This is a genomic window from Bacillus massiliigorillae (genome assembly GCF_000380245.2).
Lineage (GTDB): Bacteria > Bacillota > Bacilli > Bacillales > DSM-1321 > Bacillus_AD > Bacillus_AD massiliigorillae.
The window spans coordinates 118301-144114 of sequence record NZ_HG428742.1 but is presented as its reverse complement, the minus strand read 5'-3'; the positions used below and the strand labels follow the sequence as shown (position 1 = coordinate 144114).

The window sequence follows — 25814 nt, the reverse complement described above, 5'->3', positions numbered from 1 at the left end:
GAATAAAAAATGGTAATGGATAAAATCGAAATAAAAGGAGCAAGAGTCCATAATTTAAAAAATATTGATGTCACCATCCCACGTGATAAGCTAGTTGTTTTAACTGGCTTATCAGGTTCAGGTAAATCATCATTAGCATTTGATACGATTTACGCGGAAGGACAAAGACGATATGTAGAATCATTGTCTGCTTATGCACGACAATTTCTTGGGCAGATGGATAAGCCGGATGTAGACACAATTGAAGGATTATCTCCGGCTATTTCCATCGATCAAAAAACAACAAGTCGTAATCCCCGATCAACTGTCGGTACAGTAACGGAAATTTATGATTATTTACGACTTTTGTATGCACGTGTTGGACGACCAACGTGTCCAAATCATAATATCGAAATATCTTCTCAGACAATTGAACAAATGGTAGACCGCATTATGGAATATCCAGAGCGTACGAAATTACAAGTATTAGCTCCTGTTGTTTCTGGTCGAAAGGGCACGCATGTGAAAGTATTCGACGATATTAAGAAACAAGGCTATGTGCGTGTGCGTGTCGATGGAGATATGTATGATGTTGGCGATGAAATTGAACTAGAGAAGAATAAGAAGCATGATATTGAAGTCATTATTGACCGTATTGTAATTAAAGAAGGTGTGGAGGCTCGACTGGCTGATTCACTTGAAAGTGCTTTGAAGCTAGGGGAAGGTAAAGTCATTATTGATGTGATTGGTGAGGAAGAATTGTTATTCAGTGAGCACCATGCCTGTCCATTATGTGGTTTCTCTGTTGAAGACCTTGAACCACGTATGTTTTCTTTCAATAGTCCATTTGGAGCTTGCCCAAGCTGTGATGGTTTAGGTTCTAAGCTAGAAGTGGATCTTGATTTAGTTATACCTGATAAAAACCTAAGCTTACGAGAAAATGCAATAGCTCCATGGGAATCTGTAAGCTCACAATATTATCCACAATTACTTGAAGCAGTTGCAACTCATTATGGAGTCGATATGGATACACCTGTTAAAGATATCCCAGAGAACTTAATGGATAAAATTCTGTATGGTTCAGGAAAGGATCAAATCTATTTCCGCTATGAAAATGATTTCGGGCAAGTGCGTGAAGGAAATATTGAATTTGAAGGTGTCATTCGTAATGTAGAGCGTCGCTTTAAAGATACTTCTTCCGATTACGTTCGTGAACAAATGGAGAAGTACATGGCGGAACATAGATGTCCTACTTGTAAAGGATATCGTTTGAAGAAAGAGGCATTAGCTGTCTTAATTAATGGCAAGCATATCGGGAAAATCACTTCACTATCCATTGAAGATGCATTGGAAGTTTTCAATGCTTTAGATTTAACGGAGAAAGAATTGAAGATTGCTACGTTAATTTTACGAGAAATTAAGGAACGATTAGGTTTTCTTGCTAATGTAGGATTGGAATATTTAACGTTGCATCGAGCTGCAGGGACATTATCTGGTGGAGAAGCACAGCGTATTCGTTTGGCTACGCAAATTGGTTCGCGATTAACAGGTGTACTTTATATATTAGATGAGCCATCAATTGGATTGCATCAACGAGATAATGATCGCTTAATTGGCACGTTACAAAATATGCGTGATATCGGGAATACGTTAATTGTTGTTGAGCATGACGAAGATACAATGCTTGCAGCCGATTATTTAATTGATGTTGGACCTGGAGCAGGTGTCCATGGAGGTATGATCATTTCACAAGGTACACCGCAAGAGGTGATGAATGATTCTAACTCATTAACAGGGCAATATCTATCAGGGAAGAAATTTATTCCGTTACCGCTTGAGCGTCGTCAAGGTGATGGGCGTTATCTTGAAATTAAAGGTGCGAAAGAGAATAATTTAAAGAATGTTAATGTCAAAATTCCATTAGGGATGTTTGTTTCTGTAACGGGTGTTTCCGGTTCAGGAAAGAGTACATTAATTAATGAAATTCTTCATAAATCACTTGCACAGAAATTAAACCGTGCGAAAATTAAACCTGGTCAACATAAGGAAATCTTGGGTATTGAGCATTTAGATAAAGTAATTGATATTGATCAATCCCCGATTGGACGAACGCCACGATCAAACCCAGCTACATATACGAGTGTGTTTGATGATATTCGTGATGTATTTGCTTCGACGAACGAAGCGAAGGTAAGAGGTTATAAGAAAGGACGCTTTAGTTTCAATGTGAAAGGCGGTCGTTGTGAAGCATGCCGTGGTGATGGAATTATTAAAATTGAAATGCACTTCCTGCCAGATGTATATGTTCCGTGTGAAGTATGCCATGGTAAACGTTATAATCGTGAAACGTTAGAAGTGAAATACAAAGGGAAAAACATTGCTGATATTTTAGAAATGACAGTAGAAGATTCAGTAGTATTCTTTGAAAACATTCCTAAGATTGCTCGCAAGCTACAAACGCTTCAAGATGTTGGTTTAGGTTATATTACATTAGGACAGCCTGCGACAACTTTATCAGGTGGAGAAGCGCAGCGCGTGAAGCTTGCCGCTGAACTACATCGTCGATCAACGGGCCGTTCACTGTATATTCTTGATGAACCGACAACTGGATTACATGTGGATGATATATCAAGACTACTGGTTGTTCTCCAACGATTAGTTGAAAATGGTGACACCGTACTTGTTATTGAACATAATTTAGATGTCATTAAAGCTGCGGATTATATTATCGATTTAGGACCTGAGGGTGGAGCGAAAGGCGGAATGATTATTGCAACTGGAGCACCAGAGGAAATAACCGAAGTGAAGGAATCCCATACGGCCAAATATTTAAAACCAATTTTAGAACGAGATCGTGCACGAATGAAGGAGCTTATCCAAGAGAAAGCGAACGTATAATAGATATTAAATGGAGAAAGCCCGATAAGATGGTTTGACTATCTTATCGGGCTTCTTTTGTTATTTCAAAATAATGATTCACAGATATTATTCTGAATATTTGTTATAATATATGTATAAGATTTTCAATAAGGAGAGGAGATTTTTAAAATGAAAAAATTTAGTTTTTTAGTTTTTATTACTATTTCATTATTAATAATAAATGGATGTAGTTCTTCCTCGACTGAAGAAAAAAGCGATAAGAGTTCTGGTGAAAAAGTAGAGGTTTCGAATGAAAAGAAAGCAGAAGGAAATATGGATCAAGAGAAGGAAAATCAGCAACAAGAAAAAACGGAAAAGATACCTTTTAAATTAGATGATTTTAAAATAGAAGTGATACCGACAGGAGAAATTGATAGTGCTGGTGGCGTAGCTTATTCTTATAAAGTTACAAATAATTCATCTATACCAGTTAAAACTTTATATGCAGATGTTAAAATTGAATTCGAAGATGGACAAAGTGAGGTTAAATCTTTAACCATTGCGAATACCTTAATGAAAGGGGATTCTTTGAATAGACCTGGATTAAAAATATATCCTAAGCCAGTTTCGAAGATTAAATCTTATCAACTATTGAAATATAAAATTATAGATACTAAAGGTACATATTATGAAGCTGATCCTAAACTAAAAAGCATTGAGAAAACGTGGGAACAATCAGTAGAAGTTGTAAATAACCCTCCATTTAAGTTAAATGACTTTACTATCGAAGTAAAGCCAACAGGTGAAGTGGATGCTTTTGGTGGAGTTGTCTATTCATATGAAATGAAAAATAATTCATCTATGCCTGTTAAGTCATTCTTAGCACAAGTTAAATTTGAATTTGAAGATGGACAAAATATAGTGGATACAATTAACATTGATAATACGATTATGAATGGTGAAACTTTTGGTGAATCCGGTGAAAGAGTTCATCCAGTTCCCGTTTCCAAAATTAAATCATATCAATTAATTTCTTATAAAATTGTTGATAAAGAGGGAAAAGGCTATAAAGTAGATACTCAATTAAATGAGGTTACGAATTATTAATTTCATCGTTAGTTAAAACTTTTACAAAAAAGGGCTATTTCAAGAGATTAGTGTGAATATCTTTTGAAATAGCCTTTTTGATTTAGGAGGAATTCTAAAATCGCTCCTTGAATCATATATCGTTGTTAGTGGCTTTTGATGCTTAAGATTATTTCTTTTGGGTATACCTTATAGTAGTATTTTCTTCGACTTTTGTATTTTATTAGATTAGAAATGTGTTCGCTCGATCACTTTCGAAAAATTAATGAAACTTTTTCAGTAAGGAATCGTAATACTTGGTAACAACAGAAAGACATGAGGAGTGTATGGAGCTTGGACACAAATAAAGTATTATCAGCGATTTGTTATTTCAGCGTACTATTTGCACCTTTCATAGTTCCGATTATTATTTATTTTGCAAGTGAGGATTCTTTTGTGAAGAAGCATGCTAAGTCAAGCTTGCTATCTCATGTAATACCGGCATTATTTATCCCTGTAGTAATCCTAGCGGCGTTTTATGATTTTTCACAAACAACGGATGTACCAGTGTTATTATTAACAACCTTTGTTATTTTTGGTATTGCTAGTTTAATTATTTTTATATGGAATTTAATAAGAGGCGTCAAGTTATTAATCAACTAATCGTTAATTATGAATGGAGGATTTACAATGAACGAAGAGAAAAAACGTATACTTAATCTGGTTGAAGCGGGAAAAATTACTGCTACAGAGGCTCTTACATTGTTAGAAATGTTAGAGAAAGAAAATCAAACAAAGAGTGATAAAGAGACGGAAATGATGAATGAATTATCTACAGTTGTTGTTGTAAATGAAGAGAAAGAGCAACAATCTACTGAAAAGAAGGTTGCTTCTGCAAAAGATATGATTTTGGATTTTGTTGATCATTTAGTTACGAAAGTAAAAGATTTAGACTTTGATTTTTCAAAGAGTACAGATATTACACATATCTTCCATTTACCAGATGCTTCTGCTAAGGATATAAATATTGAAGTAGCGAATGGTAATGTCGAGCTGATTGCTTGGGATCAAGAAGGTGCTCAAGTAGAGTGTGAAGCAAAAGTATATCGCACAGAAAATGAGGCGGATGCAAGAAAAATGTTACTCGAAGAAGTGACATTTGATGTACGTGATTCGAAGCTCTATTACATGGTTGGACAGAAGTGGATGAAGGTAAACAGCAAGGTATATTTGCCAAAAGTACAGTTTGAAAAGATGCGTATGCGCTTATTCAATGGAGGCATTTCAGCTGAAGCATTAGCCGTGGATAAACTGAAAATCAAGACCGCTAACGGTAAGATTATCTTGAATGACTTAACAAGCGCAGATACTGAAATTGATACTGTGAACGGTAATATTGAATTGACGGGTATGAATATTACAAAGCTAAATTGTGAAACTATTAATGGAGCGGTTAAAACGAAGGGTGCATTCCAATATGCTGAATTAGAAACATTTAATGGTGGTATCTTCGTTGAAGACTTTAATAATGAAGCTGAAAATTTACAAGTGAAATCGACTTCGGGTTCTATTAATGTAACTGTACCTAGTGTTGTGGCAGTATCGGGAGAGGTTCGTGCTAACTTAGGAAGTTTGCATGTTGATGTTCAAGGCATGAAGGTATTAGAGGAGAAGAAAGAAGTTATTCAAAAAGTATTGAAATTTGAAAATGAACAGCCAGTAACAATGACGCTGTCAGCTGACACTAAAACAGGTCATATTTCTGTTAAACAAGAAATGTAAAATATAAAGTTAACGAGATAGAAGCCCTAAAGCTTAGCTTTAGGGCTTTTTTAAGAGAGAAGAATGTATATAAATTTGTGCTGTGTCTAGCTCCAGCGCCCAGCGACTAGTAGATTTCGCTCATCTCCCTATGATAAGTCAACATCAAATCGGCTACCGCCTCTTCGTGTTGTCTAGTTCCGAACGCCATCGGCTCGAGGTCATAAGTCAATCAGTCCAGAAGGTTAAAAGCGACCTTCTAGCCAGCTTGCCTTATGCTTGTCACCGATAAACGGGCGTTCTCCACATTTCGGTTTTTCTTTTATCTCAGTCGAAGTGCTCCAATCTATACGTCGCAAAACGGGCGCTTGCGCTTTTCTTATTGTCTAGCTCCAGCACCCAGCTCCTAGTGTACTTCGCCAACCTCCCTACGATAAGTCAACATCGAATCGACTTGCGTCTCTTCGTGTTTCCTTTATCTCAGTCGGCGGGCTCCAGCACATACGGAGCTAAGCAGGGCGCTTGCGCTTTTCTTATTCATCATGCTATTGCTTTTCGAAAATGATATAAGGCTCATATCCTTGTTTCTTTAAAGTTTGTGCTAAGGCATCTGCTAGTTGCTTGCTTTTGAAAGCTCCTATTTGGACTTTGTATGAGCCAATGGTTGGAGTAGTAACTAGTGGTATTAATTTTTTCTGTAAATGATATTCGGCTGCAATTGCTTTAGCAATCGCTTCACCACATGCTTTTCGGTAGGTCTCTGATTTAAGCAGTTTTACTTCCACGCTGTTTGTCATAAATCCACATTCGACAAGAATTGCTGGCATTTTTGTTTCTCGAAGTACATAGAAGTCTGCCGTTTTAACACCGCGGTTTTTTAACCCAGTAGCTATAATTAAGTTTTGTTGTACTTTATCCGCTAATGATCGTGATTTCTGGCTTGCTGAGTTATAAATATATGTTTCAATTCCTGAAGCACTATGCCATTCTGTTCCGTGACCTGCAGCGTTTGAATGAATAGACACGAAGCAATCTGCTTGCAGAGAATTAGCTGTTTTGACCCGTGTTTGTAATGGTACATCTTGTTTATCACTATGGGTGAAGATGATTCTAATATTTTGGTACGACTCAAGAAACTGACGAGCATAAGAAGCGATGGAGCGATTAATCTCATATTCTTGTAATCCGTCAGGACTTCGTTTTCCGGCAGTACTATAGCCATGCCCAGCATCTATAACAATTTTCATTTTCCCCCTCCTTATTTAACTTGTCTTATTATGATATGAAGGCTCGTACGAAAAGTAGCGTCCATAAAGGGAAAAAGATGCTCATTGATAAGCCCAGTTCTCTATAATTTTATCGCGAATAAGGTCGCTTCAATAAAGGGTACTAAGTAATAGGATTTTAATATGATAATCAAGTTTTAATTTATAATGAAGCAAATAAGGCTGTTCGCCAAGGGATTGTAAATCACTTGGCGAACAGCCTTATTCTTCTTAACGTTTCAATTGGTTATAAAAGCGATAGCGATCTGCTCTAAATGAAGATTTTACATATTCAAAAGGTGTATCATCTTCTAAATACGATGTTTGTATAATACGTAAAACAGGGCTATCTTTCTCGATTAGTAAATATTTTGCTTCATAAGAACTGGCAGCATTAGCTTCTATTTCTTGATGAGCATCTTTGATTTTAAGTGATAAATCTTCCTCGATGAATTGATAGATGGAATCCATCGCTTGCTCTTTCGTTAACCCTTTTGTTAATTGTATAGGCATATAAGCTGTTTCAAGAGCCATCGGTAAATTATCGGCAAGACGAATACGTTCGATCTTTAAGACTTCCTGTCCTTGTTCAATCTCAAGCCTTTTTGCAACGGAACGACTTGCGGGAACGGTATCGTATGAGAGTAATTGGCTGCTCGGTGTTAATCCACGTTCAATCATATGCTCAGAGAAGCTAGTCATCCCTTGTAAAACTTGTTCTACTTTTCGTTTATTGACAAATGTACCTGTTCCTTTTTTTCGATAAAGGAAGCCCTCGTTTACAAGATTGGTTAATGCTTGTCGTACGGTCATACGACTTATTTGATATTGCTCAGCAAATTCCCGTTCAGATGGAATTGATTGATCTGGTTGTAAAAAACCAGAATCAATCTGGCTTTTCACTAGTTCTTCAAGTTGGTGATATATTGGGACGGGTGATTTTTTATCAATCATCATGATTTCTATAGCTCCTTGAAAGCTGCTTTAAATAAGTTGTAAAGCAGCTTGGTCTGCGATAATGGTTGCTTTTTTGTGTGAACGAAGAACAGACGCAGGGAACTCCTCCGTAATTTCTCCATATACAAGACGCTTTATAACCTCTGCTTTTGAAGTTCCTGAAGCTAGAAGAATAATTTCCTTGCTGTCCATAATACTTTGAATTCCCATTGTTACTGCATGCGTTGGTACTTCATCTATATTATTAAAATAACGGGCATTAGCATTACGTGTACTTTCAGCTAATGTAACCACATGTGTTCTACTTTTGAAAGATGTGCCTGGTTCATTGAATCCAATATGACCATTGTGACCAATACCTAATATCTGAATATCGATTCCACCGATTTTTTGGATATACTTATCATACCGCACAGTTTCTTCTTCCAAATTTGGAGCGACTCCATTAGGTATACTTGTATGATGTAATTTTACATCAATATGGTTAAACAATCTTTTTCTCATGAATGTAAAATAACTGTTTTTATTATCTCTGTCTAGACCTATATATTCATCTAAATTTACTGTTCGTACTTCTTTGTATGACGTACCTGTTGTTTTATAGTCTAGTATTAAATATTTATATAATCCTACAGGTGTGTTTCCAGTAGCCAAGCCTAAAACAGATCTAGGATTTTCTTTAACCTTAGTAATCATTTTTTGAGCCGCAAAGAGGCTCATCTTTTCATAGTTTTCTGTACGTATGATTTCGAATCGCAATATCTTCACCTACTCAGATGAGTTTAAAAAACATGTTTAAGGTTTTATAGATGCAATTCCTACTTTGGAAACATTCATTTCTATAGGGGAATTACTAAATATGTATTTTTCCTATTGTAATGCTTCCTCTGTGATTGTATACATGAGTAATGGTTTCATAACGGGTCTACTGTTACATATATTTTATCAATTCAGACAAATGGATGTCTATACCAGTATCTATGAAGACATTGTGCAAATTATTCCAATAAAAAATAAGTGCAGATTGGTAGGATGAGGTTATTTGATACGTTAAAGTAAAAGGTAGCAGAAATGCAGATTAAATATTATTCGAGTTATAATCTAAGTTAAACTTTGGGTAATATAGTTTATAGATTAGGTGTTAGATTTAGCCATTCTTACATAATTCTTTTCTTCATATTTGGTTCTAATGTATTTAGTGCTAAAATAAAGTGAAACTTCCATCAAACGGGATTAATCCCTGCCGTTGGTTAGTTTAAACAAACGGCTTCTTATTGACGAAAGATTTCGAGTGGGATTTTTTTAGTTAATTAGGACGGAGTAAATAGATTGTGTTTGAATTAAGGAGGATTACATTTGGCGAAAGTTCGTACGAAAGATATACTTGAAAAATTTAATTTAGAGCTAATCAGTGGTGAAGAGGGCATCAATAAGCCGATTTCAACTAGTGACTTATCAAGACCTGGAATTGAAATTGCTGGTTTCTTTGAATATTATCCGGCAGAAAGAATGCAATTATTAGGAAAAACTGAGATGTCTTTTTTTAATAAATTGAGTGCACATGAAAGAAAGCATCGTATGGATATGCTTTGTACAGATATTACGCCAGGTATTATTGTTACGCGTGATCAAGAAGTGCCAGAAGAGTTAATTGAAGCTTCTATGAGAGAGTCAGTTCCAGTACTGCGTTCTCATATGAAAACGACGAGATTATTTAGTCGTTTAACGAATTATTTAGAAAGTAAATTAGCTCCAACAACAGCTGTGCATGGTGTATTAGTTGATATTTATGGTGTAGGAGTTTTAATTACAGGAAAAAGCGGCGTAGGTAAAAGTGAAACAGCATTAGAGCTAGTGAAGCGTGGACATCGACTAGTAGCAGACGATTGTGTTGAAATTCGTCAAGAAGATCAAGACACACTTGTTGGGGCTGCGCCTGATTTAATTGAACACTTATTAGAGATTCGTGGATTGGGAATCATAAATGTTATGACGCTTTTTGGAGCAGGGGCTGTTCTAAGCACAAAGAAAATCTCATTAATTATTAATCTTGAGCTTTGGGAGAAAAATAAACATTATGATCGTTTAGGTTTAGATGATGAAAAGCAGAAGATTATTGATACAGAAATTCCACGTTTAACAGTTCCAGTTCGACCTGGACGAAACTTAGCTGTTATTATCGAGGTAGCTTCTATGAATTTCCGATTAAAACGAATGGGAATGAATGCTGCTCAGCAGTTTACTACGAAGCTTTCTGAAGTAATTGATGAAGGAGATCACGAAGATACATATTAAAAGGTTAGTTAGGGGAAGGGAGCGATGAAAGGAAATGGATAAATTAGATCCTATTAATCCTATTGCATTTGAATTGGGACCATTGTCTGTCCATTGGTATGGTGTGATTATTGGTACTGGTTTATTGTTAGGTTTACTTTTAGCATTACGTGAATCAGATAAAAGAGGTTTAAAGAAGGAGATCTTCTTAGATTTAATTTTATTTGCAGTTCCAATTTCTATTATTTGCGCACGTATTTATTACGTTATTTTTCAGTGGGATTATTATGTGCAGCATCCTGGAGAAATTATTGCGATATGGAATGGTGGAATCGCGATTCATGGTGCGTTAATTGGTGCGGTACTAACTGCTATTGTATTCTGTAGAGTGAAGAAAATTTCATTTTGGAAGGTTGCAGATATTGCAGCGCCTAGCCTATTACTTGGACAAGCGATTGGACGTTGGGGAAACTTTATCAATCAAGAAGCATATGGCGGTGAAGTTAGTAGACAGTTTCTTGAGAATTTAATGATTCCAGACTGGATTATTAATCAAATGTATATTGATGGTGTGAGTGGTTTAGCCTATTATCATCCGACATTTTTATACGAATCACTTTGGAATATCTTAGGAGTAATTATCTTGCTGCTATTACGTAAAGTAAATTTAAAACGTGGGGAATTGTTCTTAACATATGTTATTTGGTATAGCATTGGTCGTTTCTTTATTGAAGGAATGCGAACAGATAGCTTGATGCTAACAGACACTTTAAGAATGGCGCAATTTATCTCTATCGTGTTAATTGTAGGAGCTGTTCTTACTCTTATTGTTAGACGTGTAAAAGGCTTTAGTAATGCAAGATATAAAGATATGTAATAAAGTTTGAACAATATAAACTTGCTTGCGGATGCAACCTAAAATGGCTGCATCCGTTTAGATATACACTGAATTGTAAAGAAAGAAGGAAGTCACATATGTCTCGTAACATCAATACGGTATTATTCGATTTAGACGGAACGCTCATTAATACAATTGATTTAATACTAGCGTCATTTACTGAAACACTTAATCATTTTTATCCTAATGAATATAGTCGTGAAGATATGTTGAAGTTCATTGGACCACCATTAGTCGATTCATTTCGTACAGTTGATGAAAATCGAGTAGATGAAATGGTTACTTATTACCGTGAATACAATATGAAGAATCATGATGCATTAGTGAAGGAATACGATGGTGTACTAGAGACTGTTGAAGCTTTGCAAGAGGCGGGATTCAAAATCGGTATTGTTACAACCAAATTAAGAGCGGCTGTGTTAAAAGGATTAAAAATTGGCAAGCTAGAGCCTTTCTTTGATGTTATTGTTACTCTTGATGATGTTCAGAACGCAAAGCCAGACCCAGAGCCTATTAATAAAGCTTTAGAGCAGCTACATGCTAAACCGGGAGAAGCGATTATGGTTGGAGACAGCTCTCATGATATTCTTGCTGGACAAAATGCGGGAACATTAACAGCAGGTGTAGCTTGGACTGTACAAGGAAGAGAACATTTGGAAACATTTAAGCCAGACTATATGCTCGAAAATATGAAAGATCTATTACGTATTTTAAAGGTTGAGTGAGAATGAGAAAGACGGTACGATATCGAGTTGAAGGCGCAAATTCATTATGGCACGTATATAAAACAGTTCCTTTCTGGAAAGTAGTTCGAAATTTTGTTGTGATACAAACAGCACGATATACACCGTTTTTGTCTATGAAAAATTGGCTTTATCGAACATTTCTCGGCATGAAAGTAGGCGATCAAACATCATTTGCTCTCATGGTCATGCTTGATGTTATGTTTCCAGAGAAAATTTCAGTTGGACGTAATACTGTCATCGGTTACAACACAACGATTCTAGCTCATGAATATTTAATTAAAGAGTATCGACTCGGTGATGTTGAAATCGGTAGTGAAGTGATGATTGGTGCGAATACAACGATACTTCCAGGTATCACAATTGGAGACGGAGCCATTGTATCAGCGGGAACAGTTGTACATAAAGATGTACCTGCAGGCGCTTTTGTCGGAGGCAATCCAATGCGTGTTGTATATACGAAAGAGCAGCTTGCGGAACGCTGGAAAGATGATCCGATTTATGGTGTAGATAAAGAAAACTTGGGCTGACATTTAGTCAGTCCTTTTTTGGTGGTTGAAATTCAATATTTAATGCTTCAGTTTTGTCAGACTTAGATGCATTCATGGCTTTTACCCAGACGACGATACTATCATTTTTCTCATATCTTGTTATTGTGTCATGCTCGGGTAACGTTACCCACGTATGACCATTAGATGATTCATCTAATAAAAGCCTATTGTTGTTTGTATCTAATTCAATAACTTTACCTTCAAGATTAAACTCTCCTTTTATTTCATCATTTTCATTTTGGACACTACAACCAATACTAATTAAACACGAGAGAATGAGAGGGAATATAGATAATTTCATAGCAATCTCCTTTGAAAAAGTTATTTTATAGTATTTGACGTTATAAAGGAACTTTTTGTTGCAAGATTTAACGTCTAGAATGTTTAATCTTGTGGTACAAAGTAGAAGGAGAACAAAATATATGAGCAGAGAACAAAATATATGAGTAGAAAAACGAATCTAGGAGCACAATCCATTCAAAAAGAACCGTCTACCTCAAAAAGAGATAGACGGTTCTTTATTTACTAGCAACGAAAACCGTATTCAAATCCTTTTTCACAAGCTCAGCGACTAGAATATAACGTTCTGGTGCATCGCCTATGAAATTAAAAGGATAGCAGGTCGTAACGGTTAATGTTGGCTTTGTTTTTGGAACAATGACAGTTCGATCGTCACTGTCTACGATACGCGTTTTCTTTACTTTGAAAGTAAAGGTTCCTGCAGTTGTTGTAGTAACGAGTTCGTCGCCAACTCCTATTTCACCTAGGTGGCGAAAGACTGTATCGCGATGTCCAGATAAAACGGAATTATCCCGTTCACCAGGTAAAACAGAGCCGGCGAAATGACCAACGCCTTTTGCTAGTTCGTCTTCATCTGTTCCATGAATAATAGGCAGTGTTTTATCCAGCTTTGGAATATAGAGCTCCCCCATCAATTCGCCAACCTTTGGGGTTTGTTTATATCTCACGGTATTTGCCTGCTTCTTATTAACGGTAGAAACAGGTTTAGAGGATGGTTCCGTCGTATCTTCTTTAACCACTACTTTATTCCATTTGTACATCGTATAGCCGACTAATAATTTATAAGCGTTTGTTGTAGTGAAATATGCACCGCCTATTAGCAATAACAAAGCGCAAATGAGAAGAATCCATTTTTTTTGTTTGCGAGGCTTAGTTGGTTTCACTTACTTTACAGCTCCTGCTTTTCTAAAAGTGAATATTGCAGCTCCTAGTAATGCTAGACCGAATAAGAAAGTACCCATGTAGTTTCCAGCAGTGTTAGGTAATTTTGCACCTTTTTCTGTTTTGTGTTCTTTGTTCACAATAGGTTTGGCAACTACTTTATCTTTCGTATTTTCGATAATATGACCTGGCTTTTGAACAAGATCACCGTTAATCATTTCACCTGTTAGTGTAAAGTCTAATAGTAATTCTCCAGAAGTGCTGTAAACTTCTACGAATAAACTAGCGCCTTTTGCATCAGTTAACTTTAATAAGTTTTCAAAAGAAATTGGAGTTTTTACGCCATCTTTTACAAGATAGAAAGAAAAGTCTAATTGTAATAGATTTTTGATTTGATCAGTAATGCTTAACAATTGAGAAATCTGAGCAGGTGATAGTTCATCTACTGTTTCAAAGTCCTCAAATGATTCCATTTGGCTAGCTAATGCATCTATTTTATCCATTATTGTTGGATCTTTCTCGATAACACTTACAATATGATTTGTTAGTTTCGTCATCTCAGCTTCTGTAATACCTAGCTCAGCAAAAAAATCATCAAAGCCAGCTAATAAGTCGTCATCTCCAGTAGCATCGTTATCTAACCAAATATATTCCTCAATATCAGAAGTGAAAAGGAAAGACTCTTCAATCGTTTTACCATCTTCTAATGCATCGTATTCTTTCAATAGCTTTTCTAACTCTTCTCGAGTCATACCATAATCTGCTAGCAAGTCATTTACTGTTTCCGTTGTCACACGAGGTCCTAATGTATCACGTAATTCAGTAAGATCTTCAAAATCATCAAGCGTTAAGTCATACGTTGCTAAGTATGAAGTTAGCTCAGCTTCAGTTAGTTGAATTTCTTTTAAATAACTTTGAAGTTCAGTAGTGTTAACCGCAGCTTGAGCAGAAAAGCTTCCTCCGAAAAGTAATAATGTTGATAAAACTGTTGCAATAATAACTTTCAAGTAAAATCCCCCTAATTGTTAAAAAAATAAAATAATTCCACAAAATTATACTATTTTTCGACAATTTACAATAGAGAGAAATATTGGTAAATAAGACCATATCTATTTTTAACAACGTCTAACTTTACACCTGCTATGCTCGGAAATAAGCCAACCTGTTTTAAAAAACCAAGAGCAGGTTTTCGAGAACAGCTCGTCTTATTTTTGCCGCATAGCTCTTTCTTGAGTGGGAGTAAATCAATGTACATAAACATCATTCAAAAAAGACCAGTGCCGGTTTTTCTTATTGGAATGATTTGTATGTCTTGACTTCCTTATGTTTGGAATGTAAACTACAAATAACTTTATTTTATTAGTATATTAGCGAACTAAAGTGTTTGAGCATATACTAATCAAGTAACTATAAATGGAGTCTGTTTTATCTAATAAGGGCAATAAAAAGTTATTGTAAAAATGTACTGCTCTAAGTTTTCTCTTATTAGATGAAAATATAAGGTAAATAGGTTACGATTATTTTATCGGAATATTCGAAAAGAAGGTGACGGGAATGACGAAGCTTTTTATGTTTGAAAAACCATTAGGTATGAGAGATACATTGCCTCTATTATATGGAGCGAGAAATAAGGTTCGTAATAAGATGTTACAAGAGATTAATAGCTGGGGCTATCAAATGTTAGAAACACCTGCCCTTGAGTATTATGAAACAGTGGGTGCAGCATCGGCTATTCTGGATCAGCAATTATTTAAGTTATTAGATCAACAAGGTCATACACTCGTATTACGTCCGGATATGACATCTCCAATTGCACGTGTAGCTGCTTCGAAATTATTGCAAAGTCGAATTCCACTTCGTCTTTCATATTCAGCTAATGTGTATCGTGCTCAACAAAGAGAAGGTGGTCGCCCTGCAGAATTTGAACAAATCGGTGTAGAGTGTATCGGTAATTCAACGGTAAGCGGAGATGCAGAATCGATTGCTTTACTCATTTCTACTTTGCAGGCTGCTGGATTAACAGATTTTAAAGTATCAATTGGTCATATTGGTTTTGTACAGCAACTCTTCTTACATATTCTTGGCAACGAAGAACGAGCAGAGCAATGTCGAAAATATTTATTTGAGAAAAACTACGTTGGTTATCGTGAGCATGTTAAGTCATTACCTTTATCTTCTATTGATAAGCAACGCCTGCTAGGATTGCTTTCATTAAGAGGAACAGATGAAATTTTCCAACCTGGCAAGGATATTTTAGAAGATGAAAAGAGTATTCATGCGATTGAGCAGTTAGAGGTTCTTTGGAAGCAATTGCAAGAATTCAACGTTCATTCTTACGTAAGTTTTGATTTAACAGCAGTCAGTCATATGAATTATTATACGGGTATTCTTTTTGAAGTGTATGCGAATCATGTTGGTTTACCAATTGGTAATGGGGGCCGCTATGATAATTTATTAGATAAATTCGGTTATCATGCTCCTGCCACTGGATTTGCTATTATTATGGATCGTTTGTTAGAAGCGCTTGGAGATATTGAAGAAGACCATGATATGACATGCGTTTTATATAGTAATGAACGCAGAATGGAAGCAATTAATTTAGCAAAAGAATTACGTGCTAATGGAGAAGCTGTCGTATTGCAAGAAGTAACGGGGGTAACGGATTTAGATGCATTTACGAAAAATTTTCAATCTGTGCAGTATATGATTGGTAGTCGAAAGGAGGAATTGTAATGAAGGATTCATTAACTATTGCCATGCCAAAGGGACGGATTTTTGAAGAGGCAGTGGACTTATTACGTGCAGCGAAATTCCAACTTCCTCCTGAGTTCGACGATAACCGCAAATTAATTTTAGAAGTAGAAGAAGAGAATATTCGTTTTATATTAGCAAAACCAATGGATGTGGCAACTTATGTAGAGCAAGGTGTTGCGGATATTGGCATCGCAGGTAAGGATGTTATGCTCGAAGAAGAAAGAGACGTATATGAGCTATTAGATTTGAAGATTAGTAGTTGCTATTTGGCTGTTGCGGGCTTGCCGAATACGAAGTTAAGTGATGTTGCGCCGAAAGTTGCGAGTAAATATCCGAATGTTGCGTCAAGTTTCTTTCGTGAACAAGGCGAGCAAGTGGAAATTATTAAATTAAATGGTTCGATTGAGCTTGCACCATTAATTGGTTTAGCAGAACGTATTGTGGATATTATATCTACAGGTCAAACACTGAGAGAAAATGGTTTAGTAGAATACGAGAAAATCGCGGATGTAACGTCTCGTTTAATAGCTAATCCAGTATCTTATCGCATTAAAGAAAAACGTATTACGGAATTAGTGGATCGTTTATCAGAAGTAATTCAACAAGAAGCAACAATTTAATGAAGAAAAGAGGAATGACTGTGAGAATCGAAAAAAGAACAGGAAACCTTTCATTAAAAAGGTCTGTAGACTCTGGAACGGCTGCACAACGAGAAGCGGTTCAATCCATCATTGCAGCAGTTCGTGAACAAGGAGATACAGCACTACGTCATTATACGAAAACGTTTGATCAAGTGGACATAGAGCAATTTCGAGTGACAGAAGCAGAAATTACAGCGGCGGTAGCAGAAGTAGATGAAAAGATGCTAGATATCATGAAAGAAGCAGCAGAGAATATTGCAAGCTTTCATGAGAAACAACGTCGTAACACATGGATTTCTACAGAAGAGTCAGGAACGATGCTTGGACAAAAAATTACACCGTTGGATTCAGTAGGACTCTATGTACCAGGTGGGACAGCGGCTTATCCTTCTTCGGTATTTATGAATGTGCTACCTGCCAAAGTAGCAGGGGTAAAGCGAATTGTAATGGTTTCTCCTCCAGGTAAAGATGGTAAGCTACCAGCTTTCGTATTAGCAGCTGCTTCGATTGCTGGAGTAACGGAAATATACAAAGTGGGTGGAGCACAGGCAATTGCTGCTCTTGCATATGGTACAGAAAGTATTGAGAGCGTTGATAAAATTACAGGTCCAGGAAATATCTATGTTGCCCTTGCTAAGCGTGAAGTATTTGGAGATGTAGATATTGATATGATTGCTGGTCCAAGTGAAATTGCTGTTCTTGCAGATGAAACAGCAAATGCAGCTGAAGTAGCTGCTGATATGCTGTCACAAGCAGAGCATGATACTCGTGCAAGTAGTGTTCTAGTGACAAACTCTATGAAGCTAGCAGAGGAAACAGCAATGCAAATAGAAGCGCAACTAGCAACATTACCACGTCAAGAAATTGCTCGTCAGTCGATCGAAGACTACGGAAAAATTGTTGTAACGGAAACATTGGAAGAAGCAATTGAAGCTATAAATGAAATTGCTCCGGAACATCTTGAGGTGTTAACAAAAGACCCGATGTCATTATTAGGGAAGATTCGTCATGCAGGAGCGATTTTCTTAGGACGATATAGCTCCGAGCCTGTTGGCGATTATTTTGCGGGTCCTAATCATGTGTTGCCAACGAATGGAACAGCTCGTTTTTCAAGCCCTTTGAATGTTGAGGATTTCCAAAAGAAATCAAGCATCATTATGTATAGTCAAGCTGACTTTGAACGAAATGCTGAGAAAATAGCTGCTTTTGCAAGGTTAGAAGGTTTAGAAGCGCATGCTCGTGCGATTGATATAAGAAAGAAATGAGAATTAGGGAGGGTATATTCAATGGTGCGTAAAGGAACAGTTGAGCGTAAAACAGGGGAAACGGATATCAAATTGGCATATGAAATTGATGGAGAAGGTAAATCTAGCCTTGATACAGGAGTTCCGTTTATGAATCATATGCTTGATTTATTTGCGAAGCATGGTCATTTTAACTTAGAAGTAAATGCAAAAGGTGATACGGATGTAGATGATCATCATACAACAGAAGATATCGGTATTTGTCTTGGCCAAGCCATTGTTCAAGCTCTAGGTGATAAGAGGGGCATTAAGCGTTATGGCAATGCCTTTGTTCCAATGGATGAAACACTTGCTCAAGTAGTAATTGATTTAAGCAATCGTCCACATTTAGAATTTCGAGCTGAGTTACCTGCCCAGAAGGTAGGTACATTTGATACGGAGTTAGTGCATGAATTTTTTTGGAAGCTAGCGTTAGAAGCGAGAATGAATTTACACGTCATTGTTCACTATGGTCACAATACGCACCATATTATAGAAGCGATTTTCAAAGCAATGGCCCGTGCACTAGATGAAGCAACAACGATTGATAGCCGTGTTAAGGGTATTCCTTCATCGAAAGGAATGTTATAGATGATTGGTATTGTTGATTATGGAATGGGAAATCTGTTTAGTGTTAGTAAAGCACTTGAACGATTAGGAGTGAAATATTTCATTTCGGATCAAGTATCGGAGCTAGAAAAATCAGACGGCATTATCCTACCGGGTGTTGGGTCATTTAATGATGCGATGTCGCTTTTGAAAAACAAAGGATTAGATCAATTTCTTGTATCGTATGCCAATAATGGAGGCTATTTATTAGGCATTTGTTTAGGCATGCAGCTATTGTTTGAAGAAAGCGACGAGAACGGCTATAGCAAAGGTCTATCATTATTACCTGGGAAAATTGTTCGTTTCAATGGAACGTCAGAAGACGGTGAAGCTTATAAAGTACCACATATGGGTTGGAATAAACTGAAGTTTAACCGTGAAGATGCCATTTTAAAAGATTGTGATGAAGATTATGTGTACTTTGTTCATTCTTATTTCTTGCAAAGTGAAGATGCAGACGTGAACATTGCAACGACAGATTATTATGAAACAGTTCCTGCCATTGTTGGTAAAGCTAATGTAATTGGCATGCAATTTCATCCAGAGAAAAGCAGCGAGTTAGGCATGCATTTATTGAAAAATTATTTGCAACTTGTGGAGGCGAAGGTGAAAGCATGAGTACATTTACAATATATCCAGCAATAGATATGCGCGGTGGCAAATGTGTCCGTTTGTTTAAAGGGGATTATAATCAAGAAACAGTGTACGGTGATAGTCCATTTGAAATGGCGAAAAGCTTTGTAGACCAAGGAGCAGAATGGATTCATATGGTCGACTTGGACGGAGCAAAAGAAGGGCGAGGCGTAAATCACGAGCATGTTGTTAAAATCGCCAAAGAGTTGCAAGTAAATGTGCAAATCGGCGGAGGTATTCGTACGGAAGAAGATATTGCTTATTATTTAGAAAATGGTGTAAAAAGAGTTATTCTTGGTAGTGTAGCTGTATCAAATGTTGAATTCACAAAAGAGATGTTGAAAAAGTATGGTTCAGCAATTGCGATTGGTCTTGATGCGAAAGACGGTATGGTTGCCACACACGGTTGGTTAGAAACATCGAAAGTAACGGCAATTGAACTAGGTAAGACGCTTGCAGAAGCTGGTGCAGAAGTATTTATCTTTACTGATATTGCAACGGATGGTACGTTATCTGGTCCAAATGTTGAAGCAACTGAATTATTAGCGAAGGAAACAGGAAAGAGTGTTATCGCATCAGGAGGCATTAGTAGTTTAGAGGATATTACGGATTTATCTAAATTATATGCTTCGGGCGTATCAGGTTCTATTGTTGGTAAAGCCATTTATAGTAATCGTTTTACGGTTGCAGAAGCACTTGCCTGTGTGAAAGCATAACGAAGAGAAAAGGAGGAGCACTAGTGATTACAAAACGTATTATTCCTTGTTTGGATGTAAAAGAAGGTCGTGTAGTAAAAGGAATCCAATTCGTTAGTCTTCGCGATGCTGGAGATCCAGTAGAATTAGCGAAGTTTTATGATCAAGAAGGTGCGGATGAACTTGTTTTTCTCGATATTTCTGCTTCACACGAAGGACGAAAAACAATGGTTCAAGTCGTACAAGATGTGGCTTCACAGCTAGCTATTCCTTTCACAGTTGGTGGAGGAATTAATAGTTTGGAAGATATGAAGCGCATTTTAAGAGCAGGTGCGGATAAGGTGTCTTTAAATACAGCAGCTGTAGAAAATCCAAGCTTAATTAATGAAGGTAGTCAATATTTCGGCGCACAGTGTATCGTAGTTGCTATTGATGCGAAGTATGATGAAAGTACAGGCTCATGGAAAGTATATACACATGGTGGTAGACGTGAAACGGAACGAGACGTTATTGAATGGGCAAAAGAAGTCGTTGAACGTGGTGCAGGTGAAATTTTATTGACTAGTATGAACTGTGACGGTGAAAAAGCAGGATTTGATTTAGCTTTAACGAGTGCTGTAAGCAGTGCCGTAAGTGTTCCAGTTATTGCTTCGGGTGGTGCTGGTAATGCTGAGCATTTTAAAGAAGCATTTAATGAAGGAAAAGCGGATGCGGCATTAGCAGCATCGATTTTTCATTATAAAGAAACATCCGTCAAGGAAGTCAAAGCGTATTTACAACAAGAAGGAGTGAATGTTCGATGAATGGCACACAATTAAAATTTGATAGCAATGGTTTAATTCCAGCAATCGTACAAGATGCTGAAACAAAAGAAGTATTAACATTAGCATATATGAATGAGGAATCGTTACAAAAATCAATTGAAACAGGAGAGACATGGTTTTACAGCCGTTCTCGAAGTGAGCTTTGGCATAAAGGAGAAACTAGTGGAAATACACAACGTATTACATCTATCACATATGATTGTGACAAAGATGCACTTGTTGTCCTTGTAAAACCAAACGGACCTGCATGTCATACAGGTACTACATCATGCTTTACGGAAGTTTTATATGAAGCAGAAGTGGCTAATAAGAAGGAAGATGTCGCTTTCTTATATCAATTAGAAGAACTGATCAATCAAAGAGAGAAAGAACGCCCTGAAGGCTCATATACTACATATTTATTCGAAAAAGGCGTAGATAAAATTTTGAAGAAGGTCGGAGAAGAATCTGCAGAAGTTATTATTGCTGCTAAGAATCGCGACCATGATGAACTGCAATGGGAAAGTGCGGATTTGATTTTTCACTTGTTAGTATTGTTGAAAGAACAAAACCTACCATTCTCTGATGTAATTGCTGCATTGAAGCAAAGACACGCAGATAAGAATAAAGAAGAATAGAAGATTAAAAGGAACATGAGCAATGCTTATAGAAAGCGGCTTATGTTCTTTTTTTTGCTGCCAAATTCATATATTAACATATTGAATGGTAACCATTTAAAACTTCAATCACTGAGTGGGAATTGTTTTGCTATTATTATAAATAATCAGTTTTGTTAATATATATGCATTTATTATAGTTATGGGGGTTAAATGGATGAAGTTGATACACATTTTATCAATCATTCCTTTTGTCTTGGCATTAGGCTTGTTACCACTTGTTAACAAGGTACAGATATATGTATTAGGTATGCCATTTCTTTTGTTTTGGGTGGTTATATGGACGGTATTAATTAGTGGGATTTTATACGTTGTTTATAAACTTGATCCTGCAAATCAAGAAGGTGATGAAGAATGAACGCAGCTCTTATCGTAATCATAGTTTTTATATGTATTTCGCTTTATTTAGGTGTTAAGGCAAAAAAAGGCCGTAGTATGGATTTGGATGAATGGGCAGTAGGTGGTCGTGGGCTTGGATCATTCTTCATTTTTATTCTACTTGCAGGTGAAATGAACACAACGTTTACATTTCTAGGAGGTAGCGGCTGGGCTTATGATAAAGGAATTCCAGCGGCTTATATGATTATTTATTTACCGCTATCCATCATTGTGATGTATTGGTTAGCTCCTGCTATATGGAAATATGCAAAGCAACATAAATTAGTCTCTCAATCTGATTTTTTCAAAAGTAAGTATGATAGTCGTTTCTTAGGTGTTTTGGTAACGATTATTGGCGTTATTTCGATGGTTCCATATTTAGTGCTCCAATTAAAAGGGTTAGGGATGATTGTTTCTGTTGCATCGTACGGAACAATTTCTTCTACAACGGCCATTATTATAGGTGCAAGTATTTTAACGGTTTATGTGATGATTTCAGGTATACATGGTTCGGCATGGACAGCAGTATTAAAAGATTTCATGATTTTCTTTATTGTATTGTTTTTAGGTCTTTACTTACCTTTTCATTATTATGGAGGCATTCAGCCAATGTTTGAGGCTGTGGAAAACGTAAAACCTGGCTTTTTTACGTTGCCTAAAGAAGGGTTAAGTATTTCTTGGTTTATATCAGCTTCGTTATTAAGTGCGGTTGGAGGACTTGTATGGCCTCATCTTTTTGGAGCGATTTATTCGTCAAAGAGTGGCAAAGCCATTAGAAAAAATACAATTATGCAACCTATTTATTCGTTAATGTTATTATTTGTCTTTTTCGTTGGATTTACCGCAATCGAACAAGTACCGGGGTTGAAGGGTGGAGAGATTGATCTTGCGTTACTTCAATTATCAATTCAAACGTTTGATCCGTGGTTTGTTGGTTTGATAGGTGCAGCGGGATTATTAACGGCGTTAGTTCCAGGTTCGATGCTTATTATGTCAACCGCTACATCTCTTTCCTTAAATGTTTATAAAGAGGTTCAACCGAGCGCTTCTAATAAACAAGTAGCTCTATTGGCTAAATTATTGGTTCCAGTAATTGCGATTATTGCAGTGTATTTTACGATTAATGGAGGAAATACAATCGTCACTTTATTGCTGTTAGGATACGGTTTTATTGCGCAATTATTGCCTGCATTATTATTCAGTTTTATGAAGCGAAACTTTGTAACAAAATATGGTGCCGCTGCAGGTATGATTACAGGTGTTGGAGCAGTTATGTATACAACCATTAATAATTCATCTTTTGGTACTTTATTTCCTTCGTTACCAAGCGTAATTAAAGATTTAGATATCGGAATTATAGCTTTATTCTTCAATGTTGTAGTGATGATTCTCGTTAGTATGATGACGAGAAAGCTAGCAGTTTCAAAAGTTGATTCAGTAGATATAGCATAATAGATAGGAGTCTTAACAATGATTGAAACAATATTTAGTAGATTACATGAAATCTATCCGGAAATGGTTCATTTTCGTCGAGATCTTCATATGTATCCCGAAATTTCATTTCAAGAAGTAAACACACCAAAAAAGATTGCGGATTACTTAAAAGGTCTAGGGGTAGAGGTGAAAACAGGAGTTGGTGGAAGAGGTGTACTTGGTATCCTCAAAGGAGGAAAGCCTGGGAAGACGGTAGCGTTACGAGCAGACTTTGATGCACTTCCGATTCAAGATGAGAAGGAAGTGGACTATAAATCTCGTATTCCTGGTGTGATGCATGCATGTGGGCACGATCTTCATACAGCTGCCCTTCTCGGTGTTGCAACGGTTTTGAGTGAAGTGAAAGATGACATTAGTGGAACAATCGTCTTTCTTCATCAATTTGCTGAAGAACTTACTCCTGGTGGTGCTAAGCCAATGATTGAAGACGGATGCTTAGATGGAGTAGATGTGATTTATGGAGCTCATGTTATGTCGACAATGCCAGTTGGAGAAATTGGTGTAGGAGAAGGCTATATGTCGACGGCGGCGGATGAATTTGAAATCGAGATATTTGGTAAGGGTGGGCATGGCTCTCAACCACATCTAACTGTTGATCCGTTAGTGTTAGGCTGCCAAGTTGTTCTAAACTTGCAACAGATTGTTAGTAGAAGAATAGACCCTCTTAAGTCTGCTGTTGTAACAGTTGGTTCCATTCATAGTGGACAAGCTCCTAATGTGATACCAGATTCAGTGAAGATTACGGGTACAGTGCGTACATTTGAAGAAGATGTACGTGATTTAATTGAAGAAACAATAGGACAAATGGTGAAATCAACCTGTGATAGCGCGGGTGCAACGTTTGAGTATAAGTACTTACGAGATGCTCCTTCGATGTACAATGATGCTACTGAAACAAATCGTGTAGAGGCAATGGCTAAGCTCGTTTTTGATGAAGAGCAGGTGAAACGAGTACCGCCGATGATGGGAAGTGAGGATTTTTCTTATTATCAAAAAGAAGTACCGGGTATGTACTTTTTTGTTGGTGGGGGAAATCCAGCTATCAAGGCGACTTACCCGCATCATCATCCAAAGTTTGATGTAGATGAAAGTGCTATGTTAACAATCGGTAAAGTATTTATAGCAACTGTGTTAAATTATCTTTCAGATGGTGTTATTAAACCAAGCTTTAAATAGGTTTGTAAAAAGTAATGTAATCAGGAAATGATTGCATTGCTTTTTTTTTCTTAGTTTATGTATAGAATTATTAAAATAAAATGAATATTATTTGTTCAACTTCATTTTTTCCTGTAAGATGGTCTCGAATGCTAGAATATATGGCTAAGAAAAGTAGGTGATAATGTATGGAACTGCGAAATTTAAAGGCGTTTAAGGTAGCCGCTGAATACTTGAATTTAACGAAAGCAGCAGAACATTTGGGTTATACCCAACCTACGATCACATTTCAAATTAAAGCTTTAGAAAAAGAAATAGGGCATCCGCTTTTTACTCGTATAGGAAAACAAACATTTTTAACACCAACAGGACAGTTATTAAAGCAACATGTTGATAAAATATTTAAGAGTTTAGAAGAAATGGAAGAGGATTTAAAGAGGTTAGATGAGAATTATGAAAAGCTTATCATTGCGAGCCCTGAGTTCTATTGTTCGCATTATTTATCAAGCATTTTACATTCTTACCTCAAGCTTTATCCTAATGGAGAGATTAGTTTAAAATCATGCAACAGTATTGAAGTGGCTAAAATGATTTGTTCGAACCAAGCTGATATCGGAATTATTGCAGGAATGTGTGATATTCCTGAAATTCAATCAGAGGTGATTGAAAGTGAAGATTTAGTATTGGTGGTTTCGACTGAGGTATTGCAGAAGCATGATAAATCTTATATTATGAATAACTTGCCTTTCTTGAATGATAAAAGTATCGATCCGATTAAAAGTCAGTTACAGCTGTTTTCAGATTTGAACTATAACCCAAAAACAATTATAGAATGTAATAGTGAAGAGACGATTAAACGTGCTGTTGTTAATCGAACAGGCATAGGCATTTTAGGTTCCGCAATTATTAAAGAAGAAATTAAAAATGGTTCTCTATCTATTTTGCATCAGTTTCCTAAGAAGCTTGATACTTCCATTATCTATTTAAAAGACCGTTCACAGGAAGCGGTCATACAAACATTTCTACAATTAGTGAAAGAGATTTGGCACACGTTTGGTGAATAAAGTGATATATCTTATTTGTTACTGTTTCACTTTCTTGACTATGCGTGTTCTTTTGAGAAAACGTAAAAATATGGTATAATAGTTAGGTTAATCA

At 36.5% G+C, this 25814-nt stretch carries 26 protein-coding genes; 20 read left to right on the top strand and 6 right to left on the bottom strand.

Annotation, left to right across the window (positions count from 1 at the left end; genetic code table 11):
• The first annotated feature begins 9 nt into the window (after positions 1 to 9).
• The 4 genes from uvrA to TX86_RS16975 all read left to right on the top strand — a co-directional run bounded on the left by uvrA (position 10) and on the right by TX86_RS16975 (position 5685).
• Positions 10 to 2877 (top strand): excinuclease ABC subunit UvrA, encoded by a 2868-nt coding sequence (gene uvrA / locus TX86_RS16990; RefSeq protein WP_042350757.1) that lies wholly within the window; start codon positions 10 to 12, stop codon positions 2875 to 2877.
• 150 nt (positions 2878 to 3027) lie between these two features.
• Complete coding sequence (locus TX86_RS16985; protein WP_042350756.1) at positions 3028 to 3945, top strand: hypothetical protein; 918 nt, start codon at positions 3028 to 3030, stop codon at positions 3943 to 3945.
• 312 nt (positions 3946 to 4257) lie between these two features.
• Complete coding sequence (locus TX86_RS16980) at positions 4258 to 4566, top strand: magnetosome magnetite crystal formation protein family (protein ID WP_042350755.1); 309 nt, start codon at positions 4258 to 4260, stop codon at positions 4564 to 4566.
• 27 nt (positions 4567 to 4593) lie between these two features.
• On the top strand, positions 4594 to 5685 hold the full coding sequence (locus tag TX86_RS16975) for a DUF4097 family beta strand repeat-containing protein (protein ID WP_042350753.1): 1092 nt from the start codon (positions 4594 to 4596) through the stop codon (positions 5683 to 5685).
• Between the two features lie 524 nt (positions 5686 to 6209).
• On the opposite strand, the gene TX86_RS16970 is transcribed toward TX86_RS16975, so the two are convergent.
• The 3 genes from TX86_RS16970 to nagB form a co-directional block, all read right to left on the bottom strand.
• Complete coding sequence (locus TX86_RS16970) at positions 6210 to 6911, bottom strand: N-acetylmuramoyl-L-alanine amidase (RefSeq protein WP_042350752.1); 702 nt, start codon at positions 6909 to 6911, stop codon at positions 6210 to 6212.
• 249 nt (positions 6912 to 7160) lie between these two features.
• Entirely contained in the window at positions 7161 to 7883 is a 723-nt protein-coding gene (locus TX86_RS16965) for a GntR family transcriptional regulator (protein WP_042351191.1), read from the bottom strand.
• A gap of 30 nt (positions 7884 to 7913) precedes the next feature.
• Positions 7914 to 8645 carry a glucosamine-6-phosphate deaminase gene (gene nagB, locus TX86_RS16960; RefSeq protein WP_268258262.1) on the bottom strand — a complete coding sequence of 244 codons (732 nt, stop codon included), beginning with the start codon at positions 8643 to 8645 and terminating at the stop codon, positions 7914 to 7916.
• A 597-nt stretch (positions 8646 to 9242) separates the two neighbouring features.
• Here nagB and hprK point away from each other — a divergent pair.
• The 4 genes from hprK to TX86_RS16940 all read left to right on the top strand — a co-directional run bounded on the left by hprK (position 9243) and on the right by TX86_RS16940 (position 12331).
• Positions 9243 to 10181, top strand: coding sequence for an HPr(Ser) kinase/phosphatase (gene hprK, locus TX86_RS16955; protein ID WP_042350750.1), 939 nt, complete (start codon positions 9243 to 9245; stop codon positions 10179 to 10181).
• 34 nt (positions 10182 to 10215) lie between these two features.
• Positions 10216 to 11037 (top strand): prolipoprotein diacylglyceryl transferase, encoded by an 822-nt coding sequence (lgt, locus tag TX86_RS16950; protein WP_042350748.1) that lies wholly within the window; start codon positions 10216 to 10218, stop codon positions 11035 to 11037.
• A gap of 98 nt (positions 11038 to 11135) precedes the next feature.
• Positions 11136 to 11783, top strand: a complete 648-nt coding sequence (gene ppaX, locus TX86_RS16945) for a pyrophosphatase PpaX (protein ID WP_042350747.1) — start codon at positions 11136 to 11138, stop codon at positions 11781 to 11783.
• Positions 11784 to 11785: 2 nt separating this feature from the next.
• Positions 11786 to 12331: an acyltransferase gene (locus tag TX86_RS16940; RefSeq protein WP_042350746.1), complete on the top strand. Its 546-nt coding sequence runs from the start codon at positions 11786 to 11788 to the stop codon at positions 12329 to 12331.
• 7 nt (positions 12332 to 12338) lie between these two features.
• Here TX86_RS16940 and TX86_RS16935 read toward each other — a convergent pair whose 3' ends face one another.
• From TX86_RS16935 to TX86_RS16925, 3 genes are all read right to left on the bottom strand, one after another.
• Positions 12339 to 12653, bottom strand: coding sequence for a hypothetical protein (locus TX86_RS16935; RefSeq protein ID WP_042350744.1), 315 nt, complete (start codon positions 12651 to 12653; stop codon positions 12339 to 12341).
• A 217-nt stretch (positions 12654 to 12870) separates the two neighbouring features.
• Entirely contained in the window at positions 12871 to 13536 is a 666-nt protein-coding gene (gene srtD, locus TX86_RS16930; RefSeq protein ID WP_042350743.1) for a class D sortase, LPxTATN-specific, read from the bottom strand.
• Complete coding sequence (locus TX86_RS16925) at positions 13537 to 14541, bottom strand: processed acidic surface protein (protein ID WP_042350742.1); 1005 nt, start codon at positions 14539 to 14541, stop codon at positions 13537 to 13539.
• 547 nt (positions 14542 to 15088) lie between these two features.
• Between TX86_RS16925 and TX86_RS16920 the strand changes: the two genes are divergently transcribed.
• From TX86_RS16920 to TX86_RS16865, 12 genes are all read left to right on the top strand, one after another.
• Positions 15089 to 16267, top strand: coding sequence for an ATP phosphoribosyltransferase regulatory subunit (locus TX86_RS16920; RefSeq protein WP_042350740.1), 1179 nt, complete (start codon positions 15089 to 15091; stop codon positions 16265 to 16267).
• The gene (gene hisG, locus TX86_RS16915; protein ID WP_042350739.1) at positions 16267 to 16908 is read left to right on the top strand and encodes an ATP phosphoribosyltransferase; all 642 of its coding nucleotides are present in this window, start codon (positions 16267 to 16269) and stop codon (positions 16906 to 16908) included. Before TX86_RS16920 ends, hisG begins: the two co-directional genes overlap by 1 nt.
• Before the next feature lie 14 nt (positions 16909 to 16922).
• On the top strand, positions 16923 to 18194 hold the full coding sequence (gene hisD, locus TX86_RS16910; protein ID WP_154663161.1) for a histidinol dehydrogenase: 1272 nt from the start codon (positions 16923 to 16925) through the stop codon (positions 18192 to 18194).
• A 21-nt stretch (positions 18195 to 18215) separates the two neighbouring features.
• Complete coding sequence (gene hisB, locus TX86_RS16905) at positions 18216 to 18803, top strand: imidazoleglycerol-phosphate dehydratase HisB (RefSeq protein WP_042350737.1); 588 nt, start codon at positions 18216 to 18218, stop codon at positions 18801 to 18803.
• The gene (gene hisH / locus TX86_RS16900) at positions 18804 to 19439 is read left to right on the top strand and encodes an imidazole glycerol phosphate synthase subunit HisH (protein WP_042350736.1); all 636 of its coding nucleotides are present in this window, start codon (positions 18804 to 18806) and stop codon (positions 19437 to 19439) included. It begins immediately after the preceding gene.
• Positions 19436 to 20170 (top strand): 1-(5-phosphoribosyl)-5-[(5-phosphoribosylamino)methylideneamino]imidazole-4-carboxamide isomerase, encoded by a 735-nt coding sequence (gene hisA, locus TX86_RS16895; protein WP_042350735.1) that lies wholly within the window; start codon positions 19436 to 19438, stop codon positions 20168 to 20170. Before hisH ends, hisA begins: the two co-directional genes overlap by 4 nt.
• A 23-nt stretch (positions 20171 to 20193) precedes the next feature.
• Complete coding sequence (hisF, locus tag TX86_RS16890; RefSeq protein WP_042350733.1) at positions 20194 to 20952, top strand: imidazole glycerol phosphate synthase subunit HisF; 759 nt, start codon at positions 20194 to 20196, stop codon at positions 20950 to 20952.
• Positions 20949 to 21590, top strand: coding sequence for a bifunctional phosphoribosyl-AMP cyclohydrolase/phosphoribosyl-ATP diphosphatase HisIE (hisIE, locus tag TX86_RS16885; RefSeq protein ID WP_042350732.1), 642 nt, complete (start codon positions 20949 to 20951; stop codon positions 21588 to 21590). The genes hisF and hisIE overlap by 4 nt, the downstream gene beginning before the upstream one ends.
• 196 nt (positions 21591 to 21786) lie before the next feature.
• Positions 21787 to 21987 carry a DUF3311 domain-containing protein gene (locus tag TX86_RS16880; protein ID WP_042350731.1) on the top strand — a complete coding sequence of 67 codons (201 nt, stop codon included), beginning with the start codon at positions 21787 to 21789 and terminating at the stop codon, positions 21985 to 21987.
• Positions 21984 to 23459: a sodium:solute symporter family protein gene (locus TX86_RS16875; protein ID WP_042350729.1), complete on the top strand. Its 1476-nt coding sequence runs from the start codon at positions 21984 to 21986 to the stop codon at positions 23457 to 23459. Before TX86_RS16880 ends, TX86_RS16875 begins: the two co-directional genes overlap by 4 nt.
• An 18-nt stretch (positions 23460 to 23477) precedes the next feature.
• Positions 23478 to 24677 (top strand): M20 metallopeptidase family protein, encoded by a 1200-nt coding sequence (locus tag TX86_RS16870; RefSeq protein ID WP_042350728.1) that lies wholly within the window; start codon positions 23478 to 23480, stop codon positions 24675 to 24677.
• Between the two features lie 167 nt (positions 24678 to 24844).
• Entirely contained in the window at positions 24845 to 25720 is an 876-nt protein-coding gene (locus tag TX86_RS16865; RefSeq protein WP_042350726.1) for a LysR family transcriptional regulator, read from the top strand.
• Positions 25721 to 25814 lie beyond the last annotated feature (94 nt).

Coding starts and splice junctions, on each gene's coding strand:
- hisH (WP_042350736.1), top strand. CDS start 18,804: ATGATTGGTATTGTTGATTATGGAATGGGAAATCTGTTTAGTGTTAGT.
- lgt (WP_042350748.1), top strand. CDS start 10,216: ATGGATAAATTAGATCCTATTAATCCTATTGCATTTGAATTGGGACCA.
- TX86_RS16870 (WP_042350728.1), top strand. CDS start 23,478: ATGATTGAAACAATATTTAGTAGATTACATGAAATCTATCCGGAAATG.
- TX86_RS16965 (WP_042351191.1), bottom strand. CDS start 7,883: ATGATTGATAAAAAATCACCCGTCCCAATATATCACCAACTTGAAGAA.
- TX86_RS16875 (WP_042350729.1), top strand. CDS start 21,984: ATGAACGCAGCTCTTATCGTAATCATAGTTTTTATATGTATTTCGCTT.
- TX86_RS16880 (WP_042350731.1), top strand. CDS start 21,787: ATGAAGTTGATACACATTTTATCAATCATTCCTTTTGTCTTGGCATTA.
- TX86_RS16865 (WP_042350726.1), top strand. CDS start 24,845: ATGGAACTGCGAAATTTAAAGGCGTTTAAGGTAGCCGCTGAATACTTG.
- TX86_RS16970 (WP_042350752.1), bottom strand. CDS start 6,911: ATGAAAATTGTTATAGATGCTGGGCATGGCTATAGTACTGCCGGAAAA.
- TX86_RS16935 (WP_042350744.1), bottom strand. CDS start 12,653: ATGAAATTATCTATATTCCCTCTCATTCTCTCGTGTTTAATTAGTATT.
- ppaX (WP_042350747.1), top strand. CDS start 11,136: ATGTCTCGTAACATCAATACGGTATTATTCGATTTAGACGGAACGCTC.
- TX86_RS16975 (WP_042350753.1), top strand. CDS start 4,594: ATGAACGAAGAGAAAAAACGTATACTTAATCTGGTTGAAGCGGGAAAA.
- hisA (WP_042350735.1), top strand. CDS start 19,436: ATGAGTACATTTACAATATATCCAGCAATAGATATGCGCGGTGGCAAA.
- hisD (WP_154663161.1), top strand. CDS start 16,923: ATGACTGTGAGAATCGAAAAAAGAACAGGAAACCTTTCATTAAAAAGG.
- hisB (WP_042350737.1), top strand. CDS start 18,216: ATGGTGCGTAAAGGAACAGTTGAGCGTAAAACAGGGGAAACGGATATC.
- uvrA (WP_042350757.1), top strand. CDS start 10: ATGGTAATGGATAAAATCGAAATAAAAGGAGCAAGAGTCCATAATTTA.
- TX86_RS16920 (WP_042350740.1), top strand. CDS start 15,089: ATGACGAAGCTTTTTATGTTTGAAAAACCATTAGGTATGAGAGATACA.
- hisG (WP_042350739.1), top strand. CDS start 16,267: ATGAAGGATTCATTAACTATTGCCATGCCAAAGGGACGGATTTTTGAA.
- TX86_RS16940 (WP_042350746.1), top strand. CDS start 11,786: ATGAGAAAGACGGTACGATATCGAGTTGAAGGCGCAAATTCATTATGG.
- hisIE (WP_042350732.1), top strand. CDS start 20,949: ATGAATGGCACACAATTAAAATTTGATAGCAATGGTTTAATTCCAGCA.
- TX86_RS16985 (WP_042350756.1), top strand. CDS start 3,028: ATGAAAAAATTTAGTTTTTTAGTTTTTATTACTATTTCATTATTAATA.